Origin of the sequence: Maricaulis sp. (assembly GCF_048269565.1) — a bacterium.
Taxonomy (GTDB): domain Bacteria; phylum Pseudomonadota; class Alphaproteobacteria; order Caulobacterales; family Maricaulaceae; genus Maricaulis.
Genome location: NZ_JBLXIK010000008.1, coordinates 72,212 through 93,069 on the forward strand (window position 1 = coordinate 72,212; position 20,858 = coordinate 93,069).

The window sequence follows — 20,858 nt, forward strand, 5'->3', positions numbered from 1 at the left end:
ATCTCCTGCGACTTCAAATCAGCCCTGTTGCGTCGTGATAACCGCCGCAGGGCAAAGGTTCAATGTTAAGGCGCGGCGTCGCTTGGCGAAGACGCAGCCTCATCGGTTTCAAAAAACGTATAGGACAGGGTGATGGTGTGAACATCATCCAGATAGGACTCTTCCGCGATTAGCGGATCGACGAAGAACAGCACCGGCATATCGATGCTCTCGCCGGGTTCAAGTGTTTGTTCCGTGAAACAGAAGCACTCGATCTTGGAAAAATACGACGCGGCCTTGTAGGGCGCGACATTATAGGTCGCCACGCCGGTGACCCGGCGCGAGGAGGTGTTGGTGGCCCGGTAATAGGCCAGGCCGCTCTCGCCGACATTCAGCGTCAGGGCGCGCTGGAGCGGCTGGAAATCCCACGGGATATCGCGGCTGGTATTGGCGTCAAACAGGATGGTGACCTCGCGGTCGAGCACTTCGCCCGCCTCGCCGACCGCCACACGCGTGGTGCCGCCATAGCCGGTGACCTGACAGAACAGGCTGTAGAGCGGCACCGATGCGAAGGCGGCGCCGACCATGGTGACCGCGGCAATGCCGGCAAACAACGCTGTACGCGCATTCTTGTCCTGCAGCCGCTTCATACCGCACCTGCCTGGGCCAGGTTCTGGCCGATCCGGATCACCGTGACGACGAAGACCAGCACACAAAATCCCAACAGGCTGAAGCCGATCGCCAGATTGCGGCGCTTGCGCGCGGCGATTTGCTCCGGGGTCAGGACCACGGTCTCGCCCGGCACGACGCGGCCTTCACGGCCACCGAATGGCGTGTCTTCAGCGGGCTTGTCGTCCTGCGATGTCATCCGTTCACTCCCGGCACCGCGATATAGGCACCAAAACCGTGTTCGATGATCAATGCGGCAAAAAGCACCGTCAGATACCCGATCGAATAGGCGAACAGGTCACGCGCCGCCTTGTCGCCGGCGCGCACGGCATAGAGTGCACCCTCTTCGGCCGACCCGGCCTCGCCGGCGCGGGAATTGAACACGCGCCAGGCCAGCAGCAGGAAGAGCGCGCCGCCACCCAGCGAGGTCAGCGCATAGGCGATGCCGCCCAGACCGGTCAGCACCGGCGCACCGGCGAAGATCACCAGCACGATGGAATAGAGCAGGATCTGCAGCCGCGTCGATTTCGGCCCCTTTGCGACCGGCATCATCGGGATGCCGGCGGCGGCGTAATCGCCGCACTTGTAGAGCGCCAGCGCCCAGGAGTGCGGCGGCGTCCACAGGAAGATGATCATGAACAGGATGATGGCATCGAGCGAGATATGCCCGGTCGCCGCAACCCAGCCGATCATCGGCGGGAAAGCACCGGCGGCGCCGCCGATGACGATATTCTGCGGCGTCGAGCGCTTGAGATACATCGAGTAGATGACGGAATAGAAGACGATCGAGAAAGCCAGCAGGCCGGCGGCGAGATAATTGCTCGCCAGCGCCATCATCATCACCGACAGGATGGAGGCGATGATGCCCAGACCGTAGGCATCGGCCTTGCTCACCGCGCCGCGCGGGATTGGCCGCTTGCGGGTGCGCTGCATGATGGCGTCGATATCGGCGTCATAGGCCATGTTGAGTGCGCCAGCGGCGCCGGCGCCGACGGCCAGGCTGAGAATGGCGATCGCCGCCAGCACCGGGTCCATGTCGACCGGTGCTGCCACCAGGCCGGCACAGGCGGTGAAGACGACAAGCGTCATCACGCGCGGCTTCATCAGGTCGAAAAAGTCGCGGGGCGAGGCCGTCGAAACGGCCCCGCCCTCTATGCGATGAACGCCGGGATTGGTGGAGGTGTCCGCCATGGCGCCTATTTGATCCGTGGCAGCTCATTGAACTGGTGGAAAGGCGGTGGCGAGGACAGCGTCCACTCCAGCGTGGTTGCGCCTTCGCCCCATGGATTGGCCTCGGCCTTGCGGCGGCGGATCGCGGCATCAATCAGCACGGCGAAGAACAGGACCATACCGACCAGCATGATCAGGTAACCGTAGGAGGAGACCTTGTTCCAGAGCTCGAAACCGTCAGCGTAGTCAACATAGCGCCGCGGCATGCCCTGCAGACCCAGGAAGTGCTGCGGGAAGAAGATCACGTTGGCGCCCACGAAGAAGAACAGGAATTGCAGACGCGCCAGGACGGAGTTGTATTTCACGCCCCAGATCTTCTCGAACCAGTAGTACCAGCCGGCGAAGATCGCGAACACGGCGCCGAGCGACAGCACGTAGTGGAAGTGGGCCACGACGTAATAGGTATCATGCAGCGAGGCATCGACGCCGGCATTGGCCAGGACCACACCGGTGACGCCGCCAACGGTGAACAGGAAGATGAAGCCGATCGCCCACAGCATCGGCGTGCGCAATTCCATCGAACCGCCCCACATCGTCGCGACCCATGAGAAGATCTTGATGCCGGTCGGCACCGCGATGACCATGGTGGCGGCCACGAAATAGGCCTTCAGATCGACCGGCATGCCCACGGTGTACATGTGGTGGGCCCAGACGATGAAGCCGATCGCGCCGATCGAGACCATGGCATAGGCCATGCCGAGATAACCGAAGACCGGCTTGCGCGAGAAGGTCGAGACAATGTGCGAGATCATGCCGAATCCGGGCAGGATCAGGATGTAGACTTCCGGGTGACCGAAGAACCAGAACAGATGCTGGAACATCACCGGATCGCCACCACCGGCGGGATCAAAGAAGGCGGTGCCGAAATTGCGGTCGGTCAGCAGCATGGTCAGCGCGCCGGCGAGAACCGGGAGCGAGAGCAGCAGCAGGAAGACCGTCACCAGGATCGACCACACGAACAGGGGCATCTTGTGCATGGTCATGCCCGGGGCACGCATATTGAAAATCGTGGTGATGAAGTTGATGGCACCGAGGATCGAGCTGATACCGGCAATGTGCAGCGACAGGATCAGCAGATCCATCGCCGGTCCGGGATGGCCCGTGGTCGAGAGCGGCGGATAGAGCACCCAGCCACCACCGAAACCATTGGCGGCGCCGGCACCGGGCACGAACATCGACATCAGCGCCAGCGCCAGTGCGAAGGGCAGGAGCCAGAAGGAGATGTTGTTCATGCGCGGGAAGGCCATGTCAGGCGCGCCGATCATCAGCGGCACAAACCAGTTGCCGAAGCCGCCGATCATGGCCGGCATGACCATGAAGAAGATCATGATCAGACCATGCATGGTCGTGATGACATTGTAGTTCTGCGCATCACCGAAGAAGCCGCCGAACGCCGTACCGTTGAAGACCTGCAGGCCTGGCTCGGCCAGTTCCCAGCGGATCAGGCCGGACATGCCGCCACCGATAACCCCCGCGATAATCGCGAAGATCAGGTACATCGTGCCGATGTCCTTGTGGTTGGTGGAGAAGACCCAGCGCTTCCAGTCCCACATGCTTGGGGTGTGAGCGTCGTGATTTGCGGCGTCAGCAGACATGGTTCAGCCCATTCCTAATCGAGTTGCGCCAAGCGCGTATCCCGCGCGGCTTCGTATGCGGCAATAACGGCATTCGATTCATCGGTGCCCGGCTCGGCCGCGATCCAGGCGTCGAACGTGTCCTGGGACACGACCCGGATCTCGATCGGCATGAAGGCATGCCCCTGGCCGCACAATTCCGAGCACTGGCCGTAATAGGCCCCTTCCTCGGTGACCTGGAACCAGGCCTCATTGATGCGCCCCGGGATGGCATCGATCTTGGTGCCGAAGGCCGGCATGGCGAAATTGTGGATCACATCGGTTGCCGTGACCTGCAGCCGGACGATCGCATTCACCGGGACAACCAGCGGGTAGTCGACGGAGAGATTGCGGTGCTGCCCCGGCTGGATCTCGTCATCCGGGATCATGATGGACAGATATTCCATCGCGCCCTGGTCCGGATACTCATAGGTCCAGTTCCACTGATTGCCGGTCGCCTTGATCGTGAAATCGGCGTCAGGAATCTCTTCTTGATAATACAGAAGCGGGAAGGAAAAGACCGAGATCGCGATCAGGATCACGACGGGCAGCGCCGTCCAGACCACTTCGAGCAGCGTATTATGGCTGTTCTTGCTCGGAACCGGATTGGATTTCGTATTGTAGCGAACCATGACCCAGATCAGCAGGGCCATGACGAAGAGCGTGATCGGAATGATGATCCACAGCAGCAAGGTGTGGAACTCGGTGATCCGCTCCATGATCGGCGTAACGGCAGGCTGGAGCCCCAGCGCCCCGTCCACCGGCACGTCAAACGCGAAAGCGGAGGTGGATGCGCAGATCCAGGTGAGCACGATTGCGGTCAAGAAACGCATGGCTTCCCCATACAAGTCAGGCGTGAAGGCGAGGAAACCCTCACCGATGGCGGCGGAATATAGAGCCGGTCACCTGCGCTGTCAGGTCACCAAGCACACTTTTTGTAGTGCCTTGCGCAGGGCATGATCGGTTTTGAGCGAAAATTCAAGCTGATCAGACGTTTAAGTCCGAGGTCAGCGACTGCAATAAAGCCGCTTTCCGCATGAAATTGCTGCCCGATTGCCCATCCTGCGGCAATTTTACGCGCGTTCTGCGTCCAATCGTCTCACCGGGCTGCGCGGGGCCAGGCGCGCGAGTCGCACGGCACCTGGGGATGACGCGCTGCGATTGCCCCCGCCCGCGCTTATTCCCTAGCGGCGCAGGCTGAACTATGTCTAGCGCATCCGAAAAGCGAGAAGCGAGGCCCATCATGTCCGACGAACCGATCAGCCAGTTCGAATTCGATGCGGACGACGTCCGGCCGGTGCTGGCCGAGGCCCTTGATGGCGCCGATGACGGCGAGCTCTTCCTGGAAACCGCCGCCTCCGAATCACTCGTCTTCGACGATGGGCGCATGAAGGCCTCCAGTTTCGACACCAGCCGCGGCTTCGGCCTGCGCTGCGTCTCCGGCGAGGCCTTCGGCTTTGCCCATTCCTCGGACCCGACGCTGGCCGCGGTCAAGCGCGCCGCCGAAACCGCTTCGGCCGTGAAGCGGGGGCCTGCCGCCGTCCTCGCGCCGCCGCCGGCCGGCACCAATCGCAAGCTCTATGACGCCATCGACCCGGTCGCCAATCCGGCCTTCGAGGTCAAATCGGCCCTGCTGCAGGAAATCGACGCCTATTGCCGCGCCAAGGATCCGTCCGTGGTGCAGGTCAGCGCCTCGATCGCCGGCTCGTTGCGTTCGATCTCGGTGCTGCGCGCCGACGGCGACATGAAAACCGATATTCGCCCGCTCGTCCGGCTCAATGTCTCCGTCACCGTCGAACGCGATGGCCGCCGTGAGACCGGCTCGGCCGGGGCCGGCGGACGCGCCGAGTTTGACCAGTGGATCGCCCCCGACGCCTGGAAGGGTCTCGCCAACGAGGCGATGCGGATTGCCCGCGTCAATCTCGACGCGGTCGACATCCCGGCCGGGGTCATGGATGTGGTGCTCGGACCGGGCTGGCCGGCCGTGCTGTTGCACGAGGCCGTCGGTCACGGCCTGGAAGGCGATTTCAACCGCAAGGGCTCCTCGGCCTTTGCCGGACGCATGGGCGAGCGCGTCGCCGCTGCCGGGGTCACCATTGTCGATGATGGCACGATGGAGAAGCGCCGCGGCTCCCTGACCATTGATGATGAGGGCACGCCGACCGAGCGCACGGTGCTGATCGAGGACGGCATCCTGGTCGGCTATATGCAGGACCGGATGAATGCGCGCCTGATGGGCCAGAAGCCGACCGGCAATGGCCGCCGGCAATCCTATGCCTATCCGCCGCTGCCGCGCATGACGAATACCTACATGCTCGCCGGCCGGCACAAGCCCGAGGAAATGGTCGCCAGCCTCACCGACGGCATCTACGCCGTCAATTTCGGCGGTGGCCAGGTCGATATCACCTCCGGCAAATTCGTCTTCCAGTGCACCGAGGCCTACCGGGTCCGCAACGGCAAGATCGAGGCGCCGGTCAAGGGCGCCACCCTGATTGGCGACGGCCCGACCGCGCTGACCCAGATCTCGATGATCGGCGATGATTTCGAGATGGATCCGGGTGTCGGCATGTGCGGCAAGGGCGGTCAGGGCGTGCCGGTCGGGGTCGGCCAGCCGAGCCTGAAAATCACCGGCCTGACCGTCGGCGGCGCTGCCTGACGGAAAAACAATGATTTTGGTGTAGGCCTGCCATAGAAGGCTCCGGCCGTGGTTTTCACCGCCGGGATCGCGCGGATGTGAGCTACGTTACCAATCGTTACATGGTGTGTGCCACGGTGAATTGTTATCCCGGGGACAGCCTGGGGGCAGGCGCATTTTGTGGGGACATATGCGAGGACTACTTACATCCGCGATAGCGGGCGCGGCCTGTCTTGCCGTGATCGACGCACCAGCCTGGTCGCAGGACGGGCCGGTCGCCGGCGCGGAAACCGAAACCGGAGCCCGTCGCGGGCTGTCGATTTTCAGCAAGGCCTATTTCGATCAGTTCTCGCCCGTCACGGCGCTCGACATGGTTCAGCGCATTCCCGGCTTCTCGGTCTCCGATGGCGATACCAGCCGTCGGGGTCTCGGTGACAGTTTCGGCAATGTCCTGATCAATGGCCGCCGCCCGTCCAACAAGTCCCTGAGCCTCGACACCGTCCTGCAGCGCATTCCGATCAACGATGTCGAACGGCTTGAGCTGATCCAGGGCGCGCAACCGGAATACAATATGCGCGGCCATGCCCGGCTGGTGAATATCATCCTGGCGCCCGGGGCGGGTAATTCCGGCTCATGGGACGCGCGCCTGCAATATTCGCCTGCCGGCCGGCTGGGACCACGCGGCATCATCGCCTACGCCACGGTCCAGGGGCCGGTCGAACTCACCTTTGGCCTCGACACCGGCACGTCGGGAAACCGGATTCGGCGCCGCCGCGCCCTCCAGGACGCCAGCGGCGCGGTGCTCGAGCTGCAGCGCGACAATGATCAGCGCCAGTATCGCGAAGCCGTTCCCACCCTTTCGCTCAACTGGACCGTCGATGATCGGTCAACCCTGCGCTTCGACCTGCAGGGCACTGTGTGGGACTGGCACCGCAACCAGACCTCCTTCGTCGACGCGCCGGCCGGCAGCGGCGTTGCGCCGCTGCGCTATGAGCAGAACCAGACCGGCAATCATGGTCACTCCTATCAGGGGATGGTGACCTATAGCCGTGACCTGACCGATGCCATCTCGATCCAGACCATGGGGCTGGTGAATCGCGAGATGTGGGATGACGGGCCGGAAGCCTACGAGACCTATGATCCTGTGATCGGATATCTCGGTGCGATCATTGTCTCATCGACCGGCGAGACCGAGGAAACGGCACTCCGCCAGACCCTCGCCTGGACAGCCGATGCGCGGCACACATTTGAGTTTGGCGCCGAGATTGCCGTCAATGCGCGCGATACCGGCCTGGTGCTGTTCGAGGATGATGGCACCCGGATCACCGAAATCATACTTCCCGTCGCCAATACCCGCGTCGAGGAAACCCGCAGCGAGATCTTCGCTCATCATACCTGGACGGTCAGCGACCGCCTGAGTGTCGAGAGCGGCCTGCGCTACGAGTTCTCCGAAATTGTCCAGAGCGGTGACTTCCAGCAATCGCGCTCCTTCGCCTACCCCAAACCGGCTGTGACGTTGAACTGGCGCCAGGACGATCAGAATCGTCTGCGTGTCACAGCGCGCCGTGATGTCGACCAGCTCGATTTCGGCAATTTCGCCAGCGTTGTTGATATCGCGGACAACAATGCGACCCTCGGCAATCCCGACTATGTACCCCAGCGCACCTGGACGCTCGAGGCTGAATGGGTGCGCCAGTTCGGCGAGGACGGCTCGGTCTCCTTGCAGGTCGGCCATGACTGGATCGAGGATCTCGATGGGTCGGTCCCGGTCACCACGCCGGGCGGCGTGTTCGACGCGCCGGGCAATATCGGCGACGGCACCAATTTTCGCGTCACCGCCGATCTGACGACACCACTCGATGGCTTCGGTGTTGCCGATGCCGTGCTCAATATTTTTGCCGAATGGTACAAGACCAGTGTCGAGGATCCGCTGACCGGTGCCGACATTCCCTTCGCCGCCGTGCGGGAGTGGGAGTTCGGCCTGGACTTCCGCCAGACCCTCGCCGCGCAGCAGCTGGCCTGGGGCTGGGATTACCACTGGGTCAGTGACCGCCGGGTCTTCCTCGCCCAGGAGCAGCGCCTTCACAACAATACCGATGGCGATCTCGACCTCTATATCGAGACGACACGTTGGGGCGGTGTGACGACCCGGCTCGGGGTGGATGGCCTGCTCAATAATGGCGATGACCGCGAGCGGGTTTTCTACGCCGGCTCCCGGGCAGCCGGCGTTGTGGACGCCATCGAGCACCGCAATGAAAGCAGCGGTGCAAGCTGGTATCTGCGGGTGCGCGGCACGTTCTGAGATCAGAGCAGTGAGTCCGGACTCGCGAATGCAAAATACTCAAACTTTAAGTCCGTCTCCATTAAAATTACTCAATCAATTGCCCATTTAATTACCTCTACTTGTCTCCACAATTACCAATCTTTACATAGATTGTCGCACTCGAACCGACTATTTCATTGGTTCTGGGCCTCGGGGGTCGACAATTTTTGTGGGGACACATGCAAACATATTTCAGATCAACAGCTGCCGGAACGGCGCTGCTGGCGAGTGTTTTATTTCCGGCTTTCAGTGAAGCACAGGACACCATCCGTGAAACCGGTTCGGAAACGACCGAACTGCGCAATGGCGTTTCGGTGTTTTCCAAAGCCTTTTTCGAACCCTTTTCACCGGTCACGGCGCTGGACATGGTCACGCGCCTGCCCGGCTTCTCTGTCTCCAACGGCGACACGGGCCGGCGAGGGCTCGGCGACAGCTTCGGCAATGTGCTGATCAATGGCGCCCGCCCGTCCAATAAATCGCTCTCGCTCGGCACCGTGTTGCAACGTATTCCGATCAGTGATGTCGACCGTATCGAGCTCATCTCCGAAGCCCTGCCGGAATACAATATGCGCGGACACGCGCGCCTGGTGAACGTCATTCTCGTCGAGGGCGCCGGCAATTCGGGCTCGTGGGATGCGACCCTGAACGTGTCGGCATCCGGTCGCGTCGGCCCGCAGGCCAATATCTCCTGGGCCCGGGTCATCGGGCCGGTCGACCTGACCGTCGGCCTCTACGCGACCAGTTCGGGCGACCGGGTCCGTCGCCGCAGCACCCGGTTCGACGGTGCGGACATGCTGACCGAAATCCAGCACGACAATGACCAGCAGGCCTATCGTGAGGCCGCGCCATCCCTCTCGCTCAACTGGCAGATCGATGACCGCTCGAGCCTGCGCTTCGATATCGAGGCTACTGTCTGGCGGTGGGCGAACCAGCAGGTCTCCTTCATCGATGCACCGGCCGGCGCGGGCGTCACACCCCTGCGCTACGAGCAGAACTCGACAGACAATCACGGCAGTTTCCACGTCGCGTCCGCGACCTATTCGCACGCGTTCAACGACACCCTGTCCAGCCAGACCATGGCGCACTTGCGCCGGGATTCCTGGGATGACGGTCCCGAAGCCTACGAGACCTACGATCCTGCGAGCGGCTTTCTCGGCGCCATCATCGTCAATGGCGGCGGCGATTCCGAGGAAACCGCCTTGCGGCAGACGCTGAACTGGACGCCCAATGCGCGCAATACGGTCGAGATTGGCGGCGAGATCGCGGTGAATGCACGCGACACCCATCTGGCCTTGTTCGAGGATGACGGCACATCCCTCACCCCCATCCCGCTACCGGTCGCCAATACCCGTGTCGAGGAGACGCGCAGCGAGATTTTCGTCAATCATACCTGGACGATCAGCGAGGCGTTTAGCCTGGAAAGCGCCCTGCGCTATGAATTTTCCGAAATCGTCCAGACCGGCGACGCCAACCAGTCGCGCTCCTTCGCCTATCTCAAGCCGAGCGTGACGCTCAACTGGCGCCAGAGTGAACGCAATCGCTGGCGGTTCACGGCACAGCGCGATGTCGATCAGCTGGATTTCGGAAAATTCGCCAGCTCCGTCGACATCGCCGACAATAATTCCACCCTCGGCAATCCGGACTATGTGCCCCAGCGCACCTGGACGCTCGAGGCCGAGTGGGAACGGCGCTTTGGCGATGACGGCTCCTTCTCCCTGAAAGTGGGGCAGGACTGGATCGAGGATCTCGATGGCTGGATCCCGGTCAACACGCCAGGCGGCGTGTTTGATGCCCCGGGCAATATCGGCGATGGCACCGTCCTTCGCGTGACCGGCAATCTCACGACACCGCTCGATACAATCGGCCTGTCGAATGCCGTGCTCGACGTGTTCGCGGAATGGTATGACACCAATGTCCAGGATCCCCTGACCGGTGAGGATCGCCCTTTCTCCGGCTACAGCGAATGGGAGCTGGGACTGGACTTCCGCCAGACCTTCCCGGCGCTGCAGATCGCCTGGGGCTGGGATTACCACTGGTATTCCGACAGCGAAGTCTTCCGGGCGCAGGAATATCGCGTCCAGGGCACGACCGATGGCGATCTCGACCTCTATATCGAGACCACACGTTGGGGCGGTGTGACCACCCGTCTGGGCGTCAACGAGGCCATTGACAATGGCGATGACCGGCAGCGCGTTTTCTATAACGGCTCACGGGCGACCGGCCTGGTCACCGGCACCGAATACCGAAACGAAAGCTATGGCGCCACATGGTATCTGCAGATACGCGGCACCTTCTGACCCAGTGCCCGGCCTCGCGGAGCGTTCACGTCTTCGCGAGGCCGGGCCCATCCGTATGGCGAAGCCGGATGAAGGCCGTTAGCCTCCCTGTGCGGACCGGGGCGCGGCTTCGGCCCGCTCCAGGCCGGCGCGCCGCGATCGGCCTCACCGCAGGAGATTGATGATGGCCCCACAGCCCCGTCCCCCAGGCCCCACGCCCGGCCGGCGGTCCCGACAGGTCTTGATGGCCGGGTTTGCCGCGCTGGGTCTTGCCGCCTCCGGCAATGCGGAGACCATCACCCAGCTGGAACGCGCGCCGAGCGGGCATTTGCTGACCCAGGTTCATATCGGCCCCGACGGCCCCTACACTTTCCTGCTGGACACAGGTGCCAGCAACACGGCGATCGCGCAGCCGGTCGCCGAAGCGCTCGGTTTCCAGTCGGCGTGGGAGAATTATGGCGATGTCCAGTCGCTGACGGCGCGCTTCTCGGCCGAGTATTTCATGCTGCAGGACTTGCGCTTTGCCGGTCTGGGGCCGGTCTCGCTCGACAGCGTCGTCATCCCGGTCGATGGCACGCACGAGCGTCCGGTCGCCGGCCTGCTTGGCGCCGATGCGATCCCGGCAACGCGATATGCGCTCGACTTCGCCAGCGCCACACTGACACTCGATGCCGACAGGCCGGACCATGCTGACGGCTACGTCAATGCCCAGAACCTGCTGCTCGGCCAGGCCGATCTCAGCCAGGGCATGCATGGCGTACGGATTCTGATCGATTCCGGCAGCGCCCAAACCCTCGTCAATGCGCGGCTGCGCGCCCAGGTGCAGCAGCGCGGCCGCCGCGTCAGCTATACGATCGATGGCGTCGGCAGCCGCCTGATCGATGATACCAGCGCCGAAGCCCAACCGGTCCTGCTGCGGCAACTCGAGCTGGGCGGGCTGTGTCTGAATTCGGTCCTCGGACTGCAGGCCGACCTCGAAATTTTCGAGGCTCTCGACTGGGGCCAGATGCCGGCCATGGTGATCGGCATGGACGTGCTGCAACACGCCACCATCACCGTCGACCGTGAGGCCGGCACTTTCGAGATCAGCGCCTCCGACGCGGCCAATGCCTGCCATGGCGAACGCGTCATCCCCCTCACCCGCGAGCGCGACAGCCACTGATCCATTCCGCCAGACAAAAAAGGCCGCGGAGCGATGTGCTCCGCGGCCTGATTTGTCAGCCGGTCCGGTGCCTACGGGGCGCCGGACGAGCGGTCCATGGATGGCCCGCCGGCTTCGGTTTCAGCCGGATGCGGCGTCATGGTGCCATCGGCATCGCCCATCAGTTTCTTGATGATCGGCGAGATCAGCAACATCACGACGGCGACACCCATCGCGATCATCCCGACTTGCGAGTAGATCTCGGTATAGGTCGCCTTGGCTGCAGCCACATCCGTCAGCTGGCCACCAATGGTTTCCGCGCCGGTTGATGCGGCGATCACGCCGGCGAGGAAGTTGGACAGGCCCGAATACAGGAACCAGGCCCCCATCGTCATGCCGACGACAGCCGGAGGTGCCAGCTTCGTAACCGCCGACAATCCGACCGGGGAGAGCATCAACTCACCCATGGTATGGATCCAGTAGATCAGGAAGACGAAGTAGACGGCTGTCAGGCCAGCACCGCCGCTAACGCCCATGCCGCCGACCAGGGCGTAGAAACCCAGCCCCGCCATGAAGACGCCGAGCGCAAACTTGACCGGCGTCGAGGGATTGCGCCCGCGTTTCGCCAGCCATATCCAGAGCCACGCAACGAGCGGTGCAAAAATGAAGATAAAGCCTGCGTTGAGCGCCTGGAACACCGGGGTCGGCACCGAGATGCCGAACATCGTGCGGTCGACGAGACGGTCCGTGAACAGGGTCAGCGAAGAGCCAGCCTGCTCGAACAGCGCCCAGAATGGAATTTGTGCGAGGACGAAATAGATCGCCGCGAACATCTTGCCACGTTCCGTGCCGGTGGTCTTGAAGATCGCATACCCGACCAGCACGACAAACATAATGATCCCCAGCGGGCCAAGGATGCCCCCCATATACTCCGGATTCATCACGGCCAGCATGGCAATCGCGATAATGCCCAAACCGGCCAGGTAACAGGCCATCTCGACATTGACTGGCCCGAAGACCTTTTCCTTGAGCTTCTCCGGATTTGGTGGTTCGGCGCGGCCACCCAGCCAGCCCTGGAAGAACAGGAAAGTGAACAGGCCCAGCAACATTCCGACGCCGGCGAGGCCGAAGCCCCAGTTCCAGCCATAGACGATGCCGATAACGCCCACCGTGATCGAGGACAGGAAGGAACCCAGATTGATCCCCATATAGAACAGGGTGAAACCTGAATCCCGCCGCGTGTCTCCGAGATTGTAGAGCGAGCCGACAATGGTGGAGATATTGGCTTTCAGGAAGCCGACGCCGGCGATGATCAGGGCCAGGGCGAAGTAGAGAATATTGACGTAGAGTGGATCCTGCTCGATGCGGGTCATGTCGCTGGAGAACGGGATTTCAGCCGGGAGGCCAACCGCATCGGGGTCGGCGACGACAAGGCGAGTGCCTTCATCTTCGAATGTGATCAGTGACTGCCCCGTATCCGAGACAATGATCTGATTGGCATCGCCGCCGCGGCCATCGAGCGTGACCTCGTAGGCGCTGCCGTCATAGGTGAGGATCTCGCGCGAGCCCTCCCCCTCGAACGCCATCATCCCGTGCCCAAACACGAGCAGGATCGCCCCGAAGGTGACGGCCTTTCTCTGCCCGAGATAACGGTCAGCAAGCGTGCCACCGATGATGGTCATCACATAGACCAGGGCCGTATAGGCCCCGTAGATCAATGTTGACCGCTCATCCGAGAACAGGAAATGCTGGGTCAGATAAATGACCAGCAGGCCGCGCATCCCGTAATAGGAAAAGCGCTCCCACATCTCGGTCAAAAACAGAATGGCCAACCCTTTCGGGTGACCGAAAAACGACGTATCCGCAGATGCCGCCGACGGCGTGGCATTGGTATCAGTCACGCAAACCTCCCCTTTTCCCGCATCATGCGGGTCAATTTCTGGCGCGCAATTGACCACGCCCGGGGGTAAGGCTCAAGTCTGAGTTACGGCTTTGCCGTTCATCTGGATTACAAATCAACGTGAAGCCGGCAAAAACCTAGTAGGCGCACTCGGTGAAGACCGGCTCGATGGAGCCCTTCCACTCGCCCTTGAAGCGCTCGATCAGCCCGTCGGCGCGGGTCAGGCCCGTGGCGGCGATCTCGTCAAGATCATCAAGGAAATGGGCTTCGTTCTCGCCGTAATTGTTGAGCCGGGCGCGGGCGTTGAGGCCGGCGCGCGAAATCGCGAGCACTTCCTTCGCCAGGTCCTGCATTGAGCGGTCACCGTCATAGCCGGCGCGCATGCCGTGCACGGCGGCGGCAAGGCGCATGCCTTCGCGCTGGTCGGCGCTCCAGCCCTTGACCAGATCCCAGGCGGCATCCAGGGCGGTGTCGTCATACAGGAGACCGACCCAGAAGCCCGGCAGGGCACAGAGCGTATTCCACGGGCCGCTATCGGCGCCGCGCATTTCCAGGAAGGTCTTCAGACGCACTTCCGGGAACATGGTGCCGATATGGTCTTCCCAATCGCTGATCACCGGTTTTTCACCCGGCAGGGCCGGCAGGCGGCCGTCGAGGAAATCGCGAAAGCTCTGGCCGGTGGCGTCGATATACTTGCCGCCGCGCTTGACGAAATACATCGGCACATCGAGCACCCAGTCGACATAGCGCTGGAAACTCATGCCGTCCTCGAACACGAAGGGCAGCATGCCCGTGCGATGATTATCGGTGTCGGTCCAGACATGGCCGCGATAGGAGAGATAGCCGTTGAGCTCGCCATCCTTGAAGGGGGAATTGGCAAACAGCGCCGTCGCCAGCGGCTGCAGCGCCAGCGAGACGCGGAATTTCTTGACCATGTCGGCTTCGCTCGAGAAGTCGAGATTGGTCTGGACGGTGCAGGAGCGGAACATCATCTGATGCCCCATCGTGCCAACCTTGGGCATATAGGCCTTCATCAGCCCGTAGCGGGCCTTCGGCATCATCGGTGTTTCTTCCAGTGACCATTTCGGCGAAAAGCCGAGACCGAGAAAACCGGCGCCGATCTCGTCAGCGACTTCGCGCACTTCGGACAGGTGCAGGTTCACCTCGTCGCAGGTCTGGTGCACGGTTTCCAGCGGCGCGCCGGAGAGCTCGAACTGCCCGCCCGGCTCCAGCGTGATCGAGGCCGAATTGCGCTTGAGGGCGACCAGCTTGCCGTCTTCCTCGACGCGCTCCCAGCCGAAACGGGTCAGACCCTCGAGCATTTTCTTCACGCTCGGGCCATCGCTCTCATAGGGAATCGGCGTGTGGTCCTTCAGCGCGAAGCCGAATTTCTCGTGCTCGGTCCCGATGCGGAAAGAGTCGCGCGGTTTGCAGCCGGAGGCGAGATATGCGGCCAGCTGGCCGGGATCTTCGATGGGAGCGCCTTCGCCGCCCTGGTTATACGTGCCGCTCATGCCAAGGCCCCCGGTCGCAATTGATATCCGTCTCAAATATGGAGGCGCGGCGCATTGAACAAGAGCGAGCCTCTGTGTTTCACGCTGACGTGAGGCTCAGGCCCAGTCGCCCAGGCTGGCCTGCCACAGACCCAGCGCCGCGATTACGGCTGTCTCCGCACGCAAAATCCGCGGCCCCAGCGAGACGGCGCGGACAAAATCGAGCTGGCGCAGCCGGTCCCGCTCCTCCGGGGAAAATCCGCCCTCCGGCCCGATGAGCAGCGCTGCCGGACCGGCGCCGGTGTCGCGCAAGACCTCGAGCATCGGCCGCGCCCGCCCCGCCTGTCCGCCCCAGGCGGCATCGGCCTCGTCGCCAGCCTCATCGCAATAATACAGCGTGCGCGTGCCATCCCAGCCCTCGAGCACGCGCTCGAGCCGTTCGATCGGTGCGATCAGCGGCAGGTCGAGGCGTTCGGTCTGTTCGGCCGCCTCCTTGGCGAGGATATGGAAACGCTCCGGCTTGATACGGTCGGACTGGGTGCGCCGTGTGGTGACGGGATGAATTTCGCGCACGCCCAGCTCGGTCGCCTTCTCGATGATGAGATCGGTCTTCTGCCGTTTGACCGGCGCGAACAGCAGCCACAGATCGGGCACGCCCGCCTGCGGCCGGGTCTGTGCCAGCAGTTCGAGGATAGCACCCTTGCGGTGGGCATCGGCAATGCGCGCCGACCATTCGCCATCACGGCCATTGAAAACGCGCACGCCATCGCCCTCGCCGCGCCGCATCACATTGAGCACGTAATGCGTGTCCTCGCGGCTCAGCGCGAGACGGGCTGCGGGTGCGAAGGGCGCATCAAGGAAAAGGCGGGGATCGGTCGACATGCCCTTGGCTTTGGCGTCACTGCGTCTTGCCGTCAAGCCTGCCTTGAATTGGCCGCCCGGCTTTGCAACACATTTGCGGATGCAATTGAATTTCGATCGGCGAGTCGCAGACTCCCTGCCAAGCAGTTGGGTAGATGAAGCGCCGGAGGCGTTGCGGCCCTATCTGCGCCTGGCGCGCTATGACCGTCCGGTCGGCTTTTGGCTGCTCGCCCTGCCGTGCTGGCACGGCCTTTTGCTGGCGCGGGCCGGCCAGGGGCTGGGCTGGATCGATCTCTGGTATGGCGTACTGTTCGCCATCGGCGCGATCGCGATGCGCGGGGCCGGCTGCACCTATAACGACATTGTCGACCGTGATCTCGATGCCGGCGTTGCGCGCACCGCCAACCGGCCGCTGCCGGCCGGGACGGTGACGCTGAAACAGGCCTGGATCTTCGTCGCGGCGCAATGCCTCGTCGGCCTGGTCGTGCTGCTGCAATTGCCGCTGCCGGCGATCGCGGTCGGGCTGGCCTCGCTGCTGCTGGTCGCCGCCTACCCCTTCATGAAACGCATCACCTGGTGGCCCCAGGCCTGGCTCGGCCTGACCTTCAACTGGGGCATTCCGGTCGCCTATGTCGCCGCCACCGGCCGCTTCGATCCCGAACTCTTCGTGCTCTACGCCGCCGCGATCTTCTGGACGCTGGGCTATGACACGATCTACGCCCATCAGGACGGCGAGGACGACGCCCTGGTCGGGGTCAAATCCACCGCCCGCCTGTTTGGCGAAAGCTCCCAGCTCTGGGTTGCCGGCTTTTACGGCCTCAATGCCGTGCTGGTCGGCGTCGCGATCTGGCTCAGCGCCGCAACGCCCTGGGTCGTGATCCCCTACACACTCTACACCGCGCACCTGTTCAACCAGGTCCGCCTCCTCGACATCGAGAATGGCGAGCAATGCCTGGCGATCTTCAAATCCAACCGCACCACCGGCCTGCTGCTGGTCGCAACGCTTGGCCTCGCCGCCCTGCTCTGAGCCCCGCAGCACCCGCCTGCGACATTAAATCTTCGTCACCCCCCTTTGACCGGCTGCCCGCTTGGGTCTTTGATGGTAGCCAGCAGACTTGAGCCGACCCAAGGGGAAAACATGACACTCTATCGAGGCTTGGCGGCCGGATTCGGCGCCCTTCTCCTCACCGCCTGCCAGCCGGCAGACACGGTCGATGCCGTGGAGACCACCACTGATGAAGCGGTTGTCGCTCATGACACGAGCTTCCAGGTCGATGTCAGCTATTACCAGCTCGACAATGGCTTGCGCGTGGTGCTGTCGGAGGATCACACCGTGCCGACGGCGACGGTCGGGGTCTATTACGGCGTCGGCTTCCGCAATGAGCCGCAGGGCCGCACCGGCTTTGCCCACCTGTTCGAGCATCTGATGTTCCAGGGCTCGGCCAATCTGCCTCACGGTGCCTTCGACAATCTGATTTATGGCTCGGGCGGGGTGAATAACGGCTCGACCCGCTATGATTTCACCAATTACTACGAGGTCGTCCCCTCGAATGCGCTGCAGGCGATATTGTGGGCGGAGGCCGACCGCATGGCCTCACCCAATCTCGATGAGAGCCAGCTCGACAATCAGCGCGAGGTCGTGCGCAACGAGGTTTTCGTCAATGTCATCAACCAGCCCTATGGCGGCTGGATCTGGATCGACCTGCCGATGGCGGCGAACGAGAACTGGCACAATGCGCACAATTTCTACGGCGATCTGAGCGATCTCGACGCCGCCAGCCTCGCCGACGCGCAAGGCTTCTTCGACACATTCTACGCGCCCAACAATGCCGTGCTCGTTGTCGCCGGCGATATCGACAAGGGCGAGACACTGGCCTGGATCGAGGAAATGTTCGGCCCGATCGAAGCGGGTGCGCCGCTGCCACAGATCGATACCAGCGAGCCGCGCCAGAATGCCGAGAAATTCGCCTCGCAGGAGGACGCGCTGGCCAATCAGCCGGCTCTCGCCGTCGGCTATCACATGCCCGAGCGCGGCACGCCGGAATATTATGCCATGGCGATGCTGGACCAGCTTTTGCTGCAGGGTGATGACAGCCTGTTGACCGCCTCGCTGGTCAATGAGGAAGGCTATGCCTCCGGCGTGTTCGGCGGTATCAATCTGCTCGGCAATGCCTTCAATTATGATGGCCCGATGCTGTGGACGGTCGGACTGATCCATGACAGCGAATTCACCGTCAGTGAGGTGATGGGCACGCTTGATGCCACGATCGAGACGGTGCGCAGCGAGCCGTTCAGCGCCGCCGATGTCGAACGCGCGCGAACCAAGCTGCTCGCCGACTTCTACGCCACCGCCGATACCGGCACCCGCTTTGGCCTCGTCGACCTGCTCGCCGCCTTCGCCCTGTTTGATGACGACCCGTCGCGCATCAACCGCATCACCGAGGGCTTCGAACAGGTGACACCGGAACTGATCCGCGCCACCGCTGAGGAGTATCTTCGCCCGACCAATCGCACCGTGCTCGAGGTCCGGCTCGCGCCGGATGATGCCGGTGATGATGCCGGTTCACCGGAATAGCCAGGCCTTGATGGGAGCGAAAACCATGATCAACACACTTCTCCGCGCGACGCTTGCCGCCGCCAGCCTGGCCCTCCTGCCCGCAACGGCACTGGCCCAGGGCAATCAGCAACCGCCGGTCGGCCCGCCGCCCGCCTTCCACCTGCCCGAGACCCGAAGCTTCACGCTCGATAATGGTCTGGAAGTCACCTTCATTCCGTTTGGCCTCGCGCCGACAACTCGCATCTCGGTCCAGATGCGGGTCGGCAATGTCGATGATGGCGACCAGACCTGGGTCTCCGACCTCACCGGCGCGATGATGGAAGAAGGCTCGGCCGGCCAGTCCAAGGAAGAACTTGCCACCGCAATGGCCGCGATGGGCGGGTCGATCAATGTCGGCATCGGCTGGAACTCGTCGGGTGTGAGCACCAATGTGCTGTCGCAATACAGCGCCGACGCGACCGCCCTGCTCGCGGATGTCGTGCGCCGGCCCGACTTTGCCGAAAGCGAATTTGACCGCGTGCGCCAGAATCTGATCCGCAATGTCGATATCCAGCGCGCCCAGCCGGGCTCGATCGCGACCGAGGCCTATTACCGCATCCTGTTTGGCGACAGCCATCCCTATGGCCGCTACATGCCGACTGAGGAACAACTGCGCAGCTATACGCTCGACGATGTCCGCGACTTCTACGCTGCCAATTTCGGTGCCGGGCGCACCCGTATCTATGTCGCCGGCCGTTTTGACGATGCGGAAATGGAAGCGGCGATCCGCGACGCCTTTGACGACTGGGCCCGCGGCGAACCCGACCAGGCGCAGGGCACGCCCGCCCGGCATGGCCCGATCGTGCAATTGATTGACCGTCCCGGCGCGCCGCAAACCACGCTGCGGCTCGGCTTTCCGGTGATGGCGATCACCGATCCGGATGCGCCGGCCATGACGGTGATGAATGCGCTGCTCGGCGGCTCCTTCACCTCGCGCCTGACCCGCAATCTGCGCGAGGAAAAGGGCTATACCTATTCGCCCGGCTCCGGCACGACCTGGATGATGGGCGGCGGGGTCTGGACCTTCAATGCCGATGTCACGGCCGCCGACACTGCAGCCGCCCTCGGCGAGACTTTCATGGAGATCCGCCGGCTGCAGGACGAAACCCCGACTGAAACCGAGGCCGGCAATATCCGCTCCTGGCTGTCGGGCGTCTTCATCCTGCAGAATGCCTCCACAGCCGGACTGATCGGCCAGCTGGCGAACCGGGATTTCTGGGGTCTGCCGCAGGATTATCTCGACACCTATGTGCCCGATATCCTCGCCGTCAGCGATGAGGATATCTCGCAAATGGCCGGCCAATACCTGCCGCTCGACGAGATGGTTCTGGTGCTGGTCGGAGACCTTTCGCTGATCGGCGATGATGTCCGCGCCCTGCCCGAATTGCAGGGTGCGCATTTCATCACGGCGTCCGAGGACTGACACTCAGAGTCATCGCCATGACGGCCGGGCCTTTGCGTCCGGCCGTTTTGCGTTATACGGCGCCCATGACCGACCCCCTCGACCCGATCGGCTTTGTCCGCGCCCACACCGCCCTGATGGCTCCGCCGCTGGTGCCCGAAATCTCGCTGCATCTCGCTGTCGAGACAGTGGCCATCTGGGAGCAGACCGAGGAAGCACTCGGCGCCCTGGGCCTGCCGCCGCCCTTCTGGGCCTTTGCCTGGGCCGGTGGCCAGGCGCTGGCGCGCTATTGCCTCGACAATCCGGAGATCGTCGCCGGCCGGCGCGTGCTCGATTTCGCCGCCGGTGGCGCGGTCTCCGGAATTGCCGCGATGCAGGCCGGCGCCACATCGGTGCTGGCCTGTGAGCTCGACGCCTTCGCCATCGCCGCGATCGAGGCCAATGCGGAGACCAATGGCGTCACACTGGAAACCCGGCTCGGCGACCTGGTCGGCACGGATGAGGGCTGGGATGTCGTGCTCGCCGGCGATGTCTTCTACGAAGACGGTCCGGCGCGGCTGATCGGCGGCTGGCTTGAAGACCTCGCCCGGCGCGGCGCCACCGTGCTGATTGGCGATCCGGGGCGTTCCTTCCTGCCGCAGGACCGGCTGGAGAAGCTGGCCGAATACACCGTGCCGGTAACGCGCGACCTGGAAGATCGCGAGGTGCGCTATGCCAAGGTCTGGAAATTCCGCTAGCGC

At 62.9% G+C, this 20,858-nt stretch carries 16 protein-coding genes; 8 read left to right on the forward strand and 8 right to left on the reverse strand.

From position 1 onward, the window contains the following. Window positions 1-65: 65 nt before the first annotated feature. From ACN0YL_RS13320 to coxB, 5 genes are read right to left on the reverse strand one after another with little or no spacing between them, the layout of a single operon-like run. Complete coding sequence (locus ACN0YL_RS13320) at window positions 66-629, reverse strand: cytochrome c oxidase assembly protein (RefSeq protein ID WP_417492578.1); 564 nt, start codon at window positions 627-629, stop codon at window positions 66-68. After that, window positions 626-847, reverse strand: a complete 222-nt coding sequence (locus ACN0YL_RS13325) for a protoheme IX farnesyltransferase (RefSeq protein WP_417467114.1) — start codon at window positions 845-847, stop codon at window positions 626-628. The genes ACN0YL_RS13320 and ACN0YL_RS13325 overlap by 4 nt, the downstream gene beginning before the upstream one ends. After that, window positions 844-1,839: a heme o synthase gene (locus ACN0YL_RS13330; protein WP_417492579.1), complete on the reverse strand. Its 996-nt coding sequence runs from the start codon at window positions 1,837-1,839 to the stop codon at window positions 844-846. The genes ACN0YL_RS13325 and ACN0YL_RS13330 overlap by 4 nt, the downstream gene beginning before the upstream one ends. A gap of 5 nt (window positions 1,840-1,844) precedes the next feature. Next, window positions 1,845-3,473: a cytochrome c oxidase subunit I gene (ctaD, locus tag ACN0YL_RS13335; RefSeq protein WP_417498310.1), complete on the reverse strand. Its 1,629-nt coding sequence runs from the start codon at window positions 3,471-3,473 to the stop codon at window positions 1,845-1,847. A 14-nt stretch (window positions 3,474-3,487) separates the two neighbouring features. After that, window positions 3,488-4,324 (reverse strand): cytochrome c oxidase subunit II, encoded by an 837-nt coding sequence (gene coxB, locus ACN0YL_RS13340; protein ID WP_417467119.1) that lies wholly within the window; start codon window positions 4,322-4,324, stop codon window positions 3,488-3,490. Window positions 4,325-4,734: 410 nt separating this feature from the next. Between coxB and tldD the strand changes: the two genes are divergently transcribed. The 4 genes from tldD (at window position 4,735) to ACN0YL_RS13360 (ending at window position 11,887) form a co-directional block, all read left to right on the forward strand. After that, window positions 4,735-6,147, forward strand: coding sequence for a metalloprotease TldD (gene tldD, locus ACN0YL_RS13345; RefSeq protein WP_417498311.1), 1,413 nt, complete (start codon window positions 4,735-4,737; stop codon window positions 6,145-6,147). A gap of 217 nt (window positions 6,148-6,364) precedes the next feature. Continuing rightward, window positions 6,365-8,428, forward strand: a complete 2,064-nt coding sequence (locus ACN0YL_RS13350) for a TonB-dependent receptor plug domain-containing protein (RefSeq protein WP_417498312.1) — start codon at window positions 6,365-6,367, stop codon at window positions 8,426-8,428. A gap of 200 nt (window positions 8,429-8,628) precedes the next feature. Further along, window positions 8,629-10,746: a TonB-dependent receptor plug domain-containing protein gene (locus tag ACN0YL_RS13355; RefSeq protein ID WP_417498313.1), complete on the forward strand. Its 2,118-nt coding sequence runs from the start codon at window positions 8,629-8,631 to the stop codon at window positions 10,744-10,746. 223 nt (window positions 10,747-10,969) lie between these two features. Then, window positions 10,970-11,887: an aspartyl protease family protein gene (locus ACN0YL_RS13360; protein WP_417498314.1), complete on the forward strand. Its 918-nt coding sequence runs from the start codon at window positions 10,970-10,972 to the stop codon at window positions 11,885-11,887. 71 nt (window positions 11,888-11,958) lie between these two features. Here the strand turns inward: ACN0YL_RS13360 and ACN0YL_RS13365 are convergent, their stop codons facing one another. The 3 genes from ACN0YL_RS13365 to ACN0YL_RS13375 form a co-directional block, all read right to left on the reverse strand. Then, on the reverse strand, window positions 11,959-13,767 hold the full coding sequence (locus tag ACN0YL_RS13365) for a peptide MFS transporter (protein ID WP_417467129.1): 1,809 nt from the start codon (window positions 13,765-13,767) through the stop codon (window positions 11,959-11,961). A gap of 136 nt (window positions 13,768-13,903) precedes the next feature. Next, complete coding sequence (locus ACN0YL_RS13370; protein ID WP_417498315.1) at window positions 13,904-15,280, reverse strand: glutamate--cysteine ligase; 1,377 nt, start codon at window positions 15,278-15,280, stop codon at window positions 13,904-13,906. 96 nt (window positions 15,281-15,376) lie between these two features. Next, complete coding sequence (locus tag ACN0YL_RS13375) at window positions 15,377-16,141, reverse strand: 16S rRNA (uracil(1498)-N(3))-methyltransferase (RefSeq protein WP_417498316.1); 765 nt, start codon at window positions 16,139-16,141, stop codon at window positions 15,377-15,379. Between the two features lie 79 nt (window positions 16,142-16,220). Here ACN0YL_RS13375 and ubiA point away from each other — a divergent pair, with 79 nt between their 5' ends. The 4 genes from ubiA (at window position 16,221) to ACN0YL_RS13395 (ending at window position 20,855) form a co-directional block, all read left to right on the forward strand. Next, entirely contained in the window at window positions 16,221-17,147 is a 927-nt protein-coding gene (gene ubiA, locus ACN0YL_RS13380; protein ID WP_417492588.1) for a 4-hydroxybenzoate octaprenyltransferase, read from the forward strand. A 111-nt stretch (window positions 17,148-17,258) separates the two neighbouring features. After that, on the forward strand, window positions 17,259-18,695 hold the full coding sequence (locus ACN0YL_RS13385) for a M16 family metallopeptidase (RefSeq protein ID WP_417498317.1): 1,437 nt from the start codon (window positions 17,259-17,261) through the stop codon (window positions 18,693-18,695). A 25-nt stretch (window positions 18,696-18,720) separates the two neighbouring features. Next, window positions 18,721-20,139: a M16 family metallopeptidase gene (locus tag ACN0YL_RS13390; protein WP_417498318.1), complete on the forward strand. Its 1,419-nt coding sequence runs from the start codon at window positions 18,721-18,723 to the stop codon at window positions 20,137-20,139. A 65-nt stretch (window positions 20,140-20,204) separates the two neighbouring features. Further along, the gene (locus tag ACN0YL_RS13395) at window positions 20,205-20,855 is read left to right on the forward strand and encodes a class I SAM-dependent methyltransferase (RefSeq protein ID WP_417498319.1); all 651 of its coding nucleotides are present in this window, start codon (window positions 20,205-20,207) and stop codon (window positions 20,853-20,855) included. The last annotated feature ends 3 nt before the right edge of the window (window positions 20,856-20,858 follow it).